Origin of the sequence: Pseudoalteromonas sp. NEC-BIFX-2020_015 (assembly GCF_012952265.1) — a bacterium.
Classification (GTDB): Bacteria; Pseudomonadota; Gammaproteobacteria; order Enterobacterales; family Alteromonadaceae; genus Pseudoalteromonas; species Pseudoalteromonas neustonica.
Window position 1 is genome coordinate 86075 of record NZ_JABCJL010000005.1, and the last position, 13408, is coordinate 99482.

The 13408-nt window shown below is 40.4% G+C and carries 12 protein-coding genes; 5 read left to right on the forward strand and 7 right to left on the reverse strand.

What is annotated here, in order from left to right:
• Positions 1–53 precede the first annotated feature (53 nt).
• On the forward strand, positions 54–1712 hold the full coding sequence (locus tag HH219_RS05340) for a GGDEF domain-containing phosphodiesterase (RefSeq protein WP_169326902.1): 1659 nt from the start codon (positions 54–56) through the stop codon (positions 1710–1712).
• Here HH219_RS05340 and HH219_RS05345 read toward each other — a convergent pair.
• Both HH219_RS05345 and rraA read right to left on the reverse strand, forming a co-directional pair.
• Complete coding sequence (locus tag HH219_RS05345; protein WP_169326844.1) at positions 1709–2767, reverse strand: formimidoylglutamase; 1059 nt, start codon at positions 2765–2767, stop codon at positions 1709–1711. The two genes, HH219_RS05340 and HH219_RS05345, sit on opposite strands and share 4 nt — an antisense overlap.
• 2 nt (positions 2768–2769) lie before the next feature.
• Positions 2770–3267 (reverse strand): ribonuclease E activity regulator RraA, encoded by a 498-nt coding sequence (gene rraA, locus HH219_RS05350; RefSeq protein WP_054204895.1) that lies wholly within the window; start codon positions 3265–3267, stop codon positions 2770–2772.
• 216 nt (positions 3268–3483) lie between these two features.
• Here rraA and HH219_RS05355 point away from each other — a divergent pair, with 216 nt between their 5' ends.
• From HH219_RS05355 to HH219_RS05370, 4 genes are all read left to right on the forward strand, one after another.
• Positions 3484–4017: a phosphatase PAP2 family protein gene (locus tag HH219_RS05355; RefSeq protein ID WP_054204894.1), complete on the forward strand. Its 534-nt coding sequence runs from the start codon at positions 3484–3486 to the stop codon at positions 4015–4017.
• The gene (locus HH219_RS05360; RefSeq protein WP_054204893.1) at positions 4014–5042 is read left to right on the forward strand and encodes an MJ1255/VC2487 family glycosyltransferase; all 1029 of its coding nucleotides are present in this window, start codon (positions 4014–4016) and stop codon (positions 5040–5042) included. The genes HH219_RS05355 and HH219_RS05360 overlap by 4 nt, the downstream gene beginning before the upstream one ends.
• 122 nt (positions 5043–5164) lie before the next feature.
• Entirely contained in the window at positions 5165–7045 is a 1881-nt protein-coding gene (locus HH219_RS05365) for a methyl-accepting chemotaxis protein (protein ID WP_169326845.1), read from the forward strand.
• A gap of 489 nt (positions 7046–7534) precedes the next feature.
• Positions 7535–7948 carry a hypothetical protein gene (locus tag HH219_RS05370; protein WP_249118457.1) on the forward strand — a complete coding sequence of 138 codons (414 nt, stop codon included), beginning with the start codon at positions 7535–7537 and terminating at the stop codon, positions 7946–7948.
• Positions 7949–8275: 327 nt separating this feature from the next.
• Here the strand turns inward: HH219_RS05370 and HH219_RS05375 are convergent, their stop codons facing one another.
• The 5 genes from HH219_RS05375 to priA form a co-directional block, all read right to left on the reverse strand.
• Entirely contained in the window at positions 8276–8650 is a 375-nt protein-coding gene (locus HH219_RS05375; RefSeq protein WP_169326847.1) for a gamma-butyrobetaine hydroxylase-like domain-containing protein, read from the reverse strand.
• Between the two features lie 70 nt (positions 8651–8720).
• Complete coding sequence (gene hslU, locus HH219_RS05380; protein ID WP_054204889.1) at positions 8721–10049, reverse strand: HslU--HslV peptidase ATPase subunit; 1329 nt, start codon at positions 10047–10049, stop codon at positions 8721–8723.
• A gap of 11 nt (positions 10050–10060) precedes the next feature.
• Complete coding sequence (gene hslV, locus HH219_RS05385) at positions 10061–10579, reverse strand: ATP-dependent protease subunit HslV (protein WP_145238496.1); 519 nt, start codon at positions 10577–10579, stop codon at positions 10061–10063.
• A gap of 80 nt (positions 10580–10659) precedes the next feature.
• Positions 10660–11190, reverse strand: coding sequence for an SPOR domain-containing protein (locus HH219_RS05390; RefSeq protein WP_054454770.1), 531 nt, complete (start codon positions 11188–11190; stop codon positions 10660–10662).
• An 18-nt stretch (positions 11191–11208) separates the two neighbouring features.
• Positions 11209–13395, reverse strand: a complete 2187-nt coding sequence (gene priA / locus HH219_RS05395; RefSeq protein WP_064435814.1) for a primosomal protein N' — start codon at positions 13393–13395, stop codon at positions 11209–11211.
• Positions 13396–13408: the final 13 nt, after the last annotated feature.

Sequence of the window (13408 nt, forward strand, 5' to 3'; positions counted from 1 at the left end):
GCGCTTTTTTAAACAATACACAGTTACCCGTTTTTTTAGCCGGTATGGTATTGATGGCGATGGTTTGCGCTTTGTGTGTAGTTAATAAATCGCAGTTGCGATTTAGCTATATACTCAACGGGGTTATTTCGCTAGCGATATTAAGTGCTGCATTTCCTTATTTAGAATTGTTGTTAGCATTGAGCATTTGCCTTCACTTATGGCAAGCATCTAAACAAAATAACTCAACGTTACTCACGCTAAGTTACTGCGCAGCAATAATATTCATAATATTATTTGCTGCTAATTTGCTTTTAGGCATACCCTTATTTTTAGTCACATTGGCAAGTATTATACTGGCAGCATCTGGCTATTTTGATGAGCAAGATTTAGAACCGCACAGCACCGAAACACAAAGCTTAGAGCAAGAAGGCTTTGCTGCAGCATCCCCGTTAATGAGTCTTCCTAGTTGTAAGCAATTACGTAATAGTTATTATGCGTGGCGTGAGCCACAGCATTATCGCGGTGTATTAATAATTATTCGCTTAGAAGGGTTTAAAGAAGTAAATCAACATATAGGACGAGATTTTGGGGATTTATTATTAGCTCAATCGGCAAACCGTATTAAAGAGTTTTTGAATATGGATGAAGTTGTTAGTTTAGGTGGGGACCAAAAGTTAGCACATTTAGGTGGGTTAAATTTCGCATTTATATGTAATTTGGAGCAGCAAAAGCACCTGCATGAACAGCTAATTAGTCAAATATTAGGTGCTACTCTAAAGCCTTTCAATGTCGCAAATTGTACAATTGAAGTGAAGGCACGTGCGAGTTATGTAGATTGTGATGAACAGGAGGGTAGTTTTGATAATCTTATCTCATGTGGTTACTTAGCGCTTGATAGTGTAGAGCCTCAGCAGGTAGTTGCTTATCACCAACAAATGAAAATAGAGCAGCTAGAGCAGCAGGCGCGCTTAAAAGAGTTGACTAATATAGACTTTGCACGAGAGCTTGAGCTCTATTTTCAGCCAGTGATAAGAAATACAGATGAAAAAATTGAGTTCTTAGAGCTGTTACTACGCTGGCAACACCCAAAGCAAGGGATATTATCAGCACACCGTTTTATTGATGACATACGTATTGCAGGGCTTGCTTTCCCACTTGCTACATTTGTGATTGAACGTGCGGCAGAATTGGCAATGGCACTGCGTGTGGAGGGTATTAGGATACCCTTGAGCATAAATGTGTTTGGTTCGGAAATGCTTAATGAAGAGTTTATTGATTTTATTGATGATGTTTTTACTGAGCACCAGCTTCAGCCTGGGGATTTGATAATTGAATGCCCGTTAAATTTATTTATGAGTTTAGATGATCAAGGCAAAGCAATGGTTGCACGCCTTAATAGTATTGGTATTAAGGTATGCGTTGATGGTTTAGGTGATAGCCCGGTTTGGTTAGCTAAATTACCAAATTTAGCGGTGGAGTATGTAAAGGTTGCACCAGCATTGACTGCCGACTTTAGTCATCAAGGTCATATTCGCAGTTTAGTTGGTGGTATGGTCGAAATGCATAATAAACAGAATGCCAAAGTGATTTGCGAAGGGGTAGAAACGATTGAGCAGCTCAATTTTGTGAAAAGTTTAAATGCTTACGCTGCACAAGGCTATTACTTTAGTCATCCGCTAAGCAGTGTAGGGATGATTACATGGTTAAAACAATGGCAGCTTGAGCATTAAACGCTTTTTACATTTTCCCGCGCTTGTAAATACGCATTAGTTAGTGCACAAATGATTTGTCCGGCATCGTTAATACCTGCTTGCAATCCACTAGGGTGCTGGTTTGGTGCTGCTTCACATAGATGTAAATAGTGACTATTTGTTTGACTAGCAGCTAAATGCACAAAATGTTCTGCGTCGCTAACACTAAAACCGCAATTGGTATACGCGCTAACGGGCATTAATGAAATGCTATCAAGGTCGACTTCAACACCAAGGGGTGCATCTGTTAAGTTTTGCAAAGCTTGTTGGCATGCATCGCTAAGTGTTTTTTCACGTCTTACTTGCAGTGACTGATAGCTATCATAGTTAAAGTTGGCAGCAGCTAAAGCATCAATAATTGCTTGATTGTTTTTTAGCTCGTGCATACCAATAATATGATAATTATTTAAGCGTTGTTCATGATAAGCATAACGAAAGCCATTACCACTATGACGACCTTCGCAATCGCGAAAATCAGCATGAGGGTCAAAATTAATCGCATTAATAGGGTTATTTTTATGTTTACTTAATGCGCGAATAATACCCAGACAATTATTATGACCACCGCCAATAACAATTGGCTCTAAACCTGCTGTAAATATTAAACTTAAAACTTGCTCAACACGCTGATCAAGTTGGGCACATAAGTCACGTAATTGCTCAAGTTGCCTTGGGTGTTGATTGCTTAAGCTTGATGCAGCAAGGGTTAAATCGGCAACATCAACTTCGCCTAAAAGTAATACCTTATCACTGGCTAAAAATTGGTTGTCGGGTTGGTTTAAGAAACGTTTAACAAATGCTTGCCAGCCATCTTGTGCACCACCATTACCTACATTAGCGCGAGGACCGATATCTTCGCAAATGCCAATGAGCACATAACGGATACCAAATTGGGCGGCATCTTGCATCGCTTGTAATGGGTCAACATGGGTGTCGAGGAGGGCGATTGACTGCCATGCTTTTTTTTCATTTGCACGACTGTTGCACCAAGGTTTAACAGTCGCTTCATCGTAGATATTTAAGTAGGCGGTCACTTTTAGTCTTCTATGATTTCCAGTTCAAGTTCTTCACCAGATAAAATAATACCAGTGCTATCTGCATAAACATAATCATCATCGAAAAAAGACACGCCAGCGAAATTAACGCCAATGCCATCTTCGCCAGCGCCTTCGCTATCAGCAGCGACAGGGATAGATGCAATTGCTTGAATACCTAAATTAATCTCTTCAAGTTCGTCAACATGGCGCACTGCACCATAGACAACAATACCTTGCCAGTTATTTTCTGTGGCTAACTCTGCCAGCTCTATATCAATAAGTGCCCGACGTGTAGAACCACCACCGTCAATGAGCAATATGCGATCTTCGCCTTCTTGAGAGAGTATCTCACGGATCAGTTCATTATTTTCAAAACATTTAGCTGTTTTGATGCGACCACCAAAGCTATGACGGCCACCAAAATTGATGAACATAGGTTCGAGCACGTCGACCACGTCGGCAAAGTGATCGCATAAATCTGAAGTGCTGTAATCCATTTTTATTATCCTCTAAAGATACGTTAGCTTGTACTTCAGTATACCTTGCTGAAACGCAATAACAACGACTTAATACCAGTAAATAGCGCTCTTTTTAAACAAATAATGCGCTAAAACAGTAAAAGCAATATTAGTGTCTTAAAACTTTCACCTAATTGTTATTTCTAGCACCTATGCTGAAATTGTGCACAGGTTTGCATGAAAAAGGAGCAAGTAATGAGTGAGTACAATATATTAAAGAAGGTTGCGCAGCTGGATGAAAATTTATTTCTTAAGTTGTTTAATGGTAATTCCCCTTTATGGCTAAAAAATTCCGCATTAGGGTTATCTAAAAGTGGTAACGGAGGCTTGTATCTCGTTATCGCTTTTGCTGTTAGCTGGCTAGGTAGCGAACAAGAGCTGTTGGCGGTTACTTTATTACTGGGCTTTTTAATCGAGCGTCCTATTTACTATATCGCTAAAAATGGGTTTGCACGCGTACGTCCTTGTGATTGCTTAGTGAAAGGCGCGTATATTGTGCCGGGTGACAAATTTAGTTTGCCATCAGGCCATAGTGCGGGGGCTTTTTTAGTGGCAATAATTCTTGCTCAATATTTTCCACAATTAAGCGTTGTGTGGTTTTTATGGGCGGTAGGCGTTGCTGCATCCCGAGTTGTGCTAGGTGTTCATTTTCCTGCCGATGTTGTACTGGGAGGGTTAATAGGTTCAAGTTGTGGTTTGGCAGCCATACTAGTGGTGGGTTATTTATGAGGGTATTGTACGGTATTCAGGGAACTGGAAACGGCCACATAACACGAGCTCGCGTGATGGCAAACGCATTTAGTAGTATGAATATTGACGTTGATTATGTTTTTTCAGGACGAGCTCAGGAAAATTATTTTGATATGGAGGCATTCACTAACTATCGCAGCTTTCGCGGGTTATCTTTCTCAACACAAAATGGCCAAATAAATAGTTATCGTACAATTAAAAATGCGCGAATGTGTAAATTGTTGTCTGATATAAAGCAGTTGGACTTATCTGGTTATGATTTTGTTTTTAATGATTTTGAACCTATCACTGCTTGGGCTGCAAAGCGCCAAGGCGTACCTGTTATTGGCATGAGTCATCAAGCTGCCTTTTTATCACCAAAGGTGCCAATGTTTAGGCACGGGCTATTCCATCGTTCATTAATTAAGTGTTATGCCCCAGCAGATATTTACTTAGGGGTCCATTGGCAGCCATTTGCCGATAATATTATTCCACCTTTTATTGCTAATCATCCTCATGAAAATCCTGTAAGTGTCGATAATAAAGTGTTGGTGTATTTACCTTTTGAAAATCTGACTAGCGTGGTCGATTATCTAAAAGATTTTCCTGAAAAAGAATTTTACTGTTACCACCCCAATGCAAGCAATGAGTCTTGCTCTCACATTCATTTGAGAGGGTTATCACGCCAGGGGTTTTTAAACGATTTAGCTAACGCAAGTGGCGTAATTGCTAATGCTGGTTTTGAACTGTCAAGTGAAGCGCTTAAATTAGGTAAAAAATTATTGTTAAAGCCATTAGCTGGTCAATTTGAGCAAGATGCGAATGCACAAACGTTACTTGCTATGAAAGCGGCTCATGTAATGAGGTATTTAAATCCTTATGCATTAGATGATTGGATTAATAGTGAAAGCAAAAGGTTAATTAATTTCCCAAGCGATCCGCAGCCGTTGATTGAGTGGTTAACGGCTCGGCAGTGGGGAAGTACACACCAACTTCATAGATCATTGTGGTCAGGAGTCAGTTGAGGACTTTTGGTGCTTAAATAAGGCAACTGACTTAAATTATCTATAAATTGTTAGATAATATGCGCGAAGAAAATATTATTTAACTATACTATATGGTGAGACTAATTTAAGGGCTGTTGTTAATGAGTTTACTTCAAAATTTGACGATTAAACGTCGCTTGCAATTCAATGCGGTAGTCGTTGGTTTGGCTATGATCGTAATGTTATTTGTTATCATTTATGAAGCACGCATTATGCTTAAGTTAAATGAAACAATTCAATACGCTGAAGAGCTAGATATCCACGAACTATCTATGAGAAAGTTTGAGAAGAACTTTTTATTCTACAAGCAAGAGGAGGACTTAGCGCTATTCGAAAATGAATACCAACAACTTGAAGCTAAGATATCAAAGCTCAAAGCAGTTACTGATGAGTTAGGTGTACCAAATAAAGAAGTCGATCAATTTAAAATATTGGCTGAGCGATATTACCAAGATTTTAATACAGTTGTAGTGTTACAAAGAGAAATTGGTTTACACCCAAAAGATGCCCTTTATGGTGAGTTGCGCGGTGCCGTGCATCAAGTAGAGACGCTATTGAAAGAGCGTGAAAACTACGAACTTCTTTCGCTAATGTTGCAGCTGCGCCGTTCAGAAAAAGACTTTATGCTGCGCTTTGATCTTAAGTATCTTGATAAGTTTAATGATATTACTGAGTTACTGAATAAAAAAATAGCTCAAGCAGGCTTTGATAGTGGTTACCAAAGTCAGCTAACAAACTTACTTGGTAGTTACCAAACTAAGTTTGATGCACTAGTTCAAGCGCAAGTTGCTTTAGGCCTTGATTTAAATTCAGGTGCATTAGGTAAAATGAAGTCAAGCGTAAAAGAAAGTGATGCGGTTGTCTCTAAAATTACCAGCGATATAAAGCTGCAAGTTGAAAAACAAGCCAGTGATGCGCAGATGTTTGCAATTATTATATTTATTTTTGCCAGTATAATCGTAATGGCGCTCGTTTACTTTACAAGCAAATCTATCATTATTCCTATTGAACGGGTTTATCATACAATTAATGAGATTCGTCGTAACAATGATTTAAGCCTTACTATTGAGCAGATAGGAAAGGATGAAGTAACCACGATGACAATTGACTTTAATAGTTTGATTAGCGACTTTAAAAAACTTATTTATGAAGTTAATACGGCGCTAAAAACGCTTAATGTAGCAACAGAGCATTTATCAGAAACAACTGCGGCAACAAGTTCAGGTATGCAAGAACAACTTCATGAAGCTGATATGGTGGCAACCGCTGCAACTGAAATGCAGGCAACCATTCAAGATATTTCACATAATACAGAAGCCGCAGCTAAAAAAGCTGAATCAACGAATGTGAGTGCCCAGCAAGGCCGCCGTGAAGTTGAATCAACAGTTAATCATATTAATCAATTATCTGAATCTTTAGGTAAAGCCTCTAGTGTTGTATCACAGCTTGAAAAAGATGGTGAGACTATAGGGTCTGTACTTGATGTAATTCGAGCGATAGCTGAACAAACTAATCTATTGGCATTAAATGCCGCAATTGAGGCTGCTCGTGCGGGTGAGCAAGGGCGAGGCTTTGCTGTAGTTGCAGATGAAGTTCGTTCGTTGGCGCAACGTACTCAAAGCTCAACGCAAGAAATAGAAAGTATTATTTCAACGTTACAAGAGCGCACTCAAGAAGTGGTTAGCATCATGCAACAATGCCGTACACAAGGTGGAGAAAGCGCAGCACAAGCGACTAAAGCGGGTGAGTTACTGAGCTCGATTACTGAAGATGTACAAACGATTATGGATATGAGTACGCATATAGCAACGGCAATTGATGAGCAAAGCCAAGTCGCCTCAGAAGTAAATAAAAACGTGGTACGGATACGTGATATTGCTGAAGATGCATCGGCTCATTCAGTGACCAATGCACAAACAAGTGAAGAAGTATCTGAACAAGCACGTGTACTTCATAAAGCGATTGATAAGTTTAAGGTTTAGCTGTCAGTTTTAAGCTTTAAGCTTTAAGCTTTAAGTTATAAGCCATAAGTTTTAAGCTTTAAGTTATAAGCCATAAGTTTTAAGCTTTAAGTTATAAGCCATAAGTTTTAAGCAGCCTTGAGTTGCTTTGAGCTTATGGCTTTTTTGTTTGGATAATTAAATGGGCGCAGCGCCTCTTAATCTCTTTGTGAATAATTCAGTTAAAGATCTTTTGCACAAAGAGAAGGGAATGAGAAGTAAATGAGGGGAAACTTAGCGCTTAATTAGTATTGGCATGTTTAAATAATCGATAATCTAACACGAGTATTACTAAGCGATTGAATCAAAATAGCAACTCAGCTATGGTTATGCCATCAATAACAATAAATTAAAAACGAGTTAATCTACAGGCTCGTTATTTATAGTACTAGGTAAATTTTGAGTCCTTACTTTGAAATTAAAATAGAGCCCAGCGTGGATTACTTTTTGTGGATGCTCCCCGCGTTATTTTTGTTTGCTATTTTGATCAGGTTTTCGGCTGTTTCAGACCTTGCAACGAGTTTAGTAAATATTTCTCGCAATTGGCTTTTAACTATTATCGGGTTCATTTTTTTCATCGGACTGTTTGTAACATACTCAGAGTTGAAACGAGATCGCGAGATTAAAAAGCAGATCGATGCGGGAGATTTTTCAGTTGTATCAGGCTGCATTCAAAACTATAGGTTAGACAAGGTTAAGAGGCAAACAGCTACATTCGAAGTTGAAGGGGTTGAGTTTTCATTTAATAGTTACACAAAAACACCTTTTTTCTATGAAAAAGAGTTACCTGGTAAAGTTGTAAAAAATGGTGGCTGCTTAAAAGTTAGCTACTTACCAACAATCAAAGAAAACAAAATCATAAAAATCGTAAAGCTAACAAAGTAATTAAAAAAGGGCAGATAACAGTTGGTTTTTGCTCCTTCTGCACATATTCTAGTCAACTGATATTTTTCTATTATTTGGGCGTTAATGAGTTGATACCGCAGTACAAGCTCGACTGTCAGGTTTGATTGAAGCTTATTAATCTAAAACTTGTCCAGACTATTTTAGAGCTTATGAAAACCTAGAATCTAGCTACCTAGCGCCTTCTGATTATCTTCGTTGCACTCAACCAGAACCACATAGTTAACTTTAACGCCGAGCAGCTTAAAACTTATCGCTTAAAACTTAAAACTTACCACTTAAAACTTACCACTTAAAACTTATAGCTCATTAAGGCACAAACTTGATCGGTACGCTGTCTTTGCTAGCTTGATGCTCTGCGATGCGTTGTTGGTAGGTTTGCCATAATTCATCATGTTGGGCTTGTAGGTGGCTGAAGTATGCCCAGCTGAATAAGCCGCTGTTGTGGCCATCGTCAAAGTCTAAGCGCAGTGCGTAGTGGCCGACGGGTTCTATGTATTTAATACCGACGGATTGCTTATTAAGTACGAGTTTCATCGGTTCGTTGCCGTGGCCTTGCACTTCTGCTGAAGGGGAGTGAACACGTAAAAACTCACAGCTAAAAGTACAATGGCTGTTATCGTCAAAATAAACATCAAGGTTTTTACTAACACTGTGATAATGAACTTTAGTGACTTGTTTCATGGCTAAACTCGCGTAAATAAAAAGCCTCCAACTGGAGGCTTTAAAGTATATCTTAAAATAAGAGAGGAAATTAAAGAATAAAGCGGCTTAAGTCTTCATCTTCAACCAATGCGCCTAGGTGTTTTTCAACATATGCGGCATCAATAACAATGCTTGTACCGGCCTGCTCTGATGCGTCGTATGAAATTTCTTCCATTAACTTTTCCATCACAGTGTGTAGGCGGCGAGCGCCGATATTTTCGGTTTTCTCATTTACTTGCCATGCGGCTTTAGCAATGCGCTCTATTGCGTCGTCGCTAAACTCTACTGTAACTTGCTCAGTTTTAAGTAGCTCACGCTGTTGCTCAGTAAGCGATGCGTGTGGCTCTGTTAGAATGCGTTTAAAGTCATCAGCGGTGAGCGCTTCAAGTTCAACGCGAATAGGTAGGCGACCTTGCAGCTCTGGGATCATGTCAGATGGTTTAGACATTTGGAATGCGCCTGAGGCAATAAATAACATGTGATCTGTTTTAACCATGCCGTGCTTAGTGCTAACGGTTGAACCTTCAATTAGCGGCAGTAAGTCACGTTGCACGCCTTCACGGCTCACGTCAGGACCTGAAGAGTCACCGCGCTTACAAATTTTGTCAATTTCATCGATGAAAACAATGCCGTTTTGCTCTGCGGCAAAAATAGCTTGTTCTTTTAGCTCTTCAGGGTTAACTAATTTTGCAGCTTCTTCTTCAATTAACAGCTTAAACGCTTCTTTAATTTTAAGTTTGCGTTTAGTGCGCTTGTCGCCCGACATATTTTGGAACATGCCTTGCAATTGATTGGTCATTTCTTCCATACCAGGAGGTGCCATGATTTCAACATTGGGCTGTGCTTGCGCTACATCAATATCGATTTCTTTGTCGTCTAACTGACCTTCACGTAATTTTTTGCGAAAAACTTGACGAGTCGACGAGCCTTCATCACGCTGGTTTTCACCAAATGAATCTTTTGCTGGTGGCAGTAGGGCATCTAAAATGCGTTCTTCTGCGGCTTCTTCAGCGCGGTGCTTAAATTTTTTGGTTTGTTGTTCACGTGTCATTTTGATTGATACGTCAACTAAGTCACGAATAATCGTTTCTACTTCTTTACCTACGTAGCCCACTTCAGTGAACTTCGTTGCTTCCACTTTAATAAAAGGTGCGTTGGCAAGTTTAGCTAAGCGACGTGCTATTTCAGTTTTACCTACGCCGGTTGGGCCGATAAGTAAAATATTTTTTGGTGTTACTTCAGCACGCAAATCTTCATTTAATTGCATGCGGCGCCAGCGATTACGAAGTGCAATAGACACGGCTTTTTTTGCTTTTGCTTGGCCAATGATATGTTGGTCAAGTTCATGGACGATTTCTCTGGGAGTCATAGCAGACATAGCAGTTCCTATTACAATTCTTCGATGGTTTGGAAGTTATTTGTGAATACACAGATATTGCCGGCAATTGTTAGGCTTTTTTCTACAATTTCACGGGCACTTAAATCGGTGTTTTCTAATAATGCGGTGGCGGCGGATTGAGCAAAATTACCACCGCTGCCGATTGCTATTAAGTCATTTTCTGGCTGCACTACATCACCGTTACCTGTAATGATCAGTGAGGCGGTTGAATCTGCAACAGCAAGGAGGGCTTCTAATTTTCGCAGCGCGCGGTCACTTCGCCAATCTTTAGCCATTTCTACTGCGGCTTTGGTTAGGTTACCTTGGTGCATTTCAAGTTTGCTTTCAAAACGTTCGAATAGGGTAAAGGCATCAGCAGTGCCGCCAGCGAAACCAGCGATCACTTTGCCATTATAAAGGCGTCGAACTTTGCGGGCATTGCCCTTCATTACGGTGTTGCCAAGCGAAACTTGGCCATCGCCACCAATGACGACTTTATCGCCGCGACGTACACTTACAATAGTGGTCATGTTATTCCTCATCATCGAGCCGCAGGGGCGACTCGTTAAAAGCGATTGATGATGAGTTAATATGGGTTAATGGGCTAAATTCAAGTCCAAAGCCAAATTCCGCAGCCAGTTATTTTGCTACGCTTGAGTTTGTTTTTATCGCTTTCAGCTAAGCGCTTGGTTTTATAGGGGCCTAAACGTACTTTATACCAAATACCATTGGTGCCAGTGGTTTCACGTATCTCAGCAATTAAACCAGCAAAGGCAATTTTAGCTTTGAGGGTTTCAGCTTGACCATGGGTTCTAAAAGATCCGCATTGCATGACATAAGGACCTTTTTGCTCAAGCTCTTTTACTTCAACTTGAATTTCGTGTTCTTTTATTTCTTTAATAAACTCAGGGGGACGCGGTTTTGCGGGCTCAACTTTTACTGTGGGTTGCGTTGGATTTGCCTGCTGCTCTACAAGTTTTGGATCTGCATTATTTTTTACGTACCACAGGCCAAAACTAAAACCACCAACAAGAAGCATAGTTAGCAATACTAACAATACTGGAAATGGCTTTTTTGGTGGGGCTTGTTTTTTACTGGAACGTTTGCCTGGTTCTTTATTGATAAAATCGTGTCGTGCCATGGCTTTTTGTTTCTTACCTTAAATCATATCTATTGGGTCTACATCTAAGCTCCAGCGCACCTTCTGTGCTAATTTACTGGTGCTTAAATAATCGACCATCTGCGCGAGATATTGGTGTAAAAGAGGGCGATCGTGCGCTTGAATGTGTAATTGAAAACGATACTTACCTGCTACTCGCTCTAATGGAGCAGGAATTGGACCTAGCAATTGTATACCAGTTAGACCATGCACTGGAACTAAATCTGTTAAAAAATCGACGACTTGTTTTATGCTGTGTCCTTCTGCTCGCACAATTGCCATGTTGGTAATGGGGGGCAATAGTGCGTCCTCACGTTCTTGTATCGCAAAGCGGGCAAAATCTTGATAACCATTGTTTACCAAATCTTGTAATAGTGGGTGTTCAGGAAAATGAGTTTGTAGCAATACTTGCCCAGGCTCCCCGCTGCGTCCAGCTCGCCCAGCTACTTGGGTAACTAGCTGTGCCAAATGTTCTGTAGCACGAAAATCACAGGAATATAAACCGCTGTCTACGTCTAAAATCAGCACTAAGCTTACATCCGGGAAATGATGCCCTTTAGCGAGCATTTGTGTACCAACCAAGATGCGTGAGCCGCCTAAGTTAATTTCATCAAGGGCTTTTTCTAGGCTGCCTTTTCGCCGTGTTGAATCGCGATCGATGCGGCTTATCGGTGTGTCTGGAAATTCACCTGTTAAAAATTCTTCAATTTGTTCAGTGCCTTTACCGTTAGGGAATATTTGTGTACTCCCGCAATCAGGGCATTGATGGGGTACTGGGTGTTGTTCACCGCAGTGGTGGCAAATCATCTGACCAATTGCTTTATGAAAGGTTGCGCTAGTGCTACAGCGCGTGCACTCACTTAACCAGCCACATTCATGGCAGATTAGCGTGGGCGAAAAACCACGGCGATTTAAAAAAACCATGACTTGTTTGTTGCGCTTTAAGTGTTGGCGAATGGTTGCAAGGCTTGCATGTGCAATGCCTGCTTGATCTGGTTGGCCTTTCATATCAAGCAATTGAAATTTATTGTCGGTACTGGTTTGCGCGCGCTGAGTAAGGCTTAGTAATTGATATTTATTATTAATCGCTTTATGCAATGTTTCTAGAGCTGGCGTAGCAGAGCCGAGTATGAGCGGTATCTTATGCTGGAAAGCGCGATACGCAGCTAAATCGCGAGCGTGATAGCGTAAGGTATCTTGTTGCTTGAAAGAGCTATCATGTTCTTCATCAACAATGATCATCCCAAGTTTTAAAAAAGGCAAAAAAATGCTCGAACGAGTACCAATTACGATTGCGCAGCTGGCTTTTTCACAAAATCGCCAGGTTTGCAGGCGTTCGTTATCGGTTAATGCTGAGTGCCATAGCATAATAGGCGTGTCGGGAAAACGACGGCGAAACCGGTTGACTGTTTGTGGTGTTAGGCCAATTTCAGGCACTAATACGAGTGCTTGTTCTGCGCGTTTTAACACCTCTTCAAGGCACTGTAGGTAAACCTCTGTTTTCCCGCTGCCGGTCACGCCTTCAAGTAAAAAACTATTAAAGCCAGTGCTTTGATTTATTGCTGTGCAGGCGACTGCTTGTTCTTTATTCAGCGTTGGTTTAGTACCGACTGTTGGTGCTTGCTGCTGCCACAAGTTGTCGTGCTCAATGCTTTGATTAATGAGCTCTTTGCTGATCAGACTATCAATGGTTTTTTTATTAAACCCTAACGCTTTTAATTCTGTTAAGGATGATTTACCTGATTGCGCTAATTGTTTAAGTAAATTTAATTGGCTTTTTGCTTTTAACGAAGGAAGTTTGGCGCCTTTTTCAGTTAACGCGACCATAGAAATACTCGTTTTATCAGGGCAATGGCCTTGGCGTAGTGCACTTGGCAACGCTATATGGATTGTTTCACCTAGTGGGTAGCAATAATAACGAGCAGTAAATCGTAATAGATCTAGGTGGCTTGTGGTTAATATTGGCGCGTCGTCAATAACTTCAAAAATACTTTTTATTTTATTTAAAGGCACCTCGGTTGTGTCTTTAAGTGCTAAAACCACCGCAACCTTTCGTTGATTACCAAAAGGGACTAATACGCGTGAGCCAACATGTAGCTGTGAATTCAACCCATCAAGTTGCTCAGGTAGGCGATAATCAAAGGTGCGATGTAATGGCACCTTTATAGCAACTTCAACAAAACTCATAACAACTCAAATA

Coding starts and splice junctions, on each gene's coding strand:
- HH219_RS05340 (WP_169326902.1), top strand. CDS start 54: ATGGCGATGGTTTGCGCTTTGTGTGTAGTTAATAAATCGCAGTTGCGA.
- rraA (WP_054204895.1), bottom strand. CDS start 3,267: ATGGATTACAGCACTTCAGATTTATGCGATCACTTTGCCGACGTGGTC.
- HH219_RS05355 (WP_054204894.1), top strand. CDS start 3,484: ATGAGTGAGTACAATATATTAAAGAAGGTTGCGCAGCTGGATGAAAAT.
- HH219_RS05360 (WP_054204893.1), top strand. CDS start 4,014: ATGAGGGTATTGTACGGTATTCAGGGAACTGGAAACGGCCACATAACA.
- HH219_RS05365 (WP_169326845.1), top strand. CDS start 5,165: ATGAGTTTACTTCAAAATTTGACGATTAAACGTCGCTTGCAATTCAAT.
- HH219_RS05375 (WP_169326847.1), bottom strand. CDS start 8,650: ATGAAACAAGTCACTAAAGTTCATTATCACAGTGTTAGTAAAAACCTT.
- hslU (WP_054204889.1), bottom strand. CDS start 10,049: ATGTCTGCTATGACTCCCAGAGAAATCGTCCATGAACTTGACCAACAT.
- hslV (WP_145238496.1), bottom strand. CDS start 10,579: ATGACCACTATTGTAAGTGTACGTCGCGGCGATAAAGTCGTCATTGGT.
- HH219_RS05390 (WP_054454770.1), bottom strand. CDS start 11,190: ATGGCACGACACGATTTTATCAATAAAGAACCAGGCAAACGTTCCAGT.
- priA (WP_064435814.1), bottom strand. CDS start 13,395: ATGAGTTTTGTTGAAGTTGCTATAAAGGTGCCATTACATCGCACCTTT.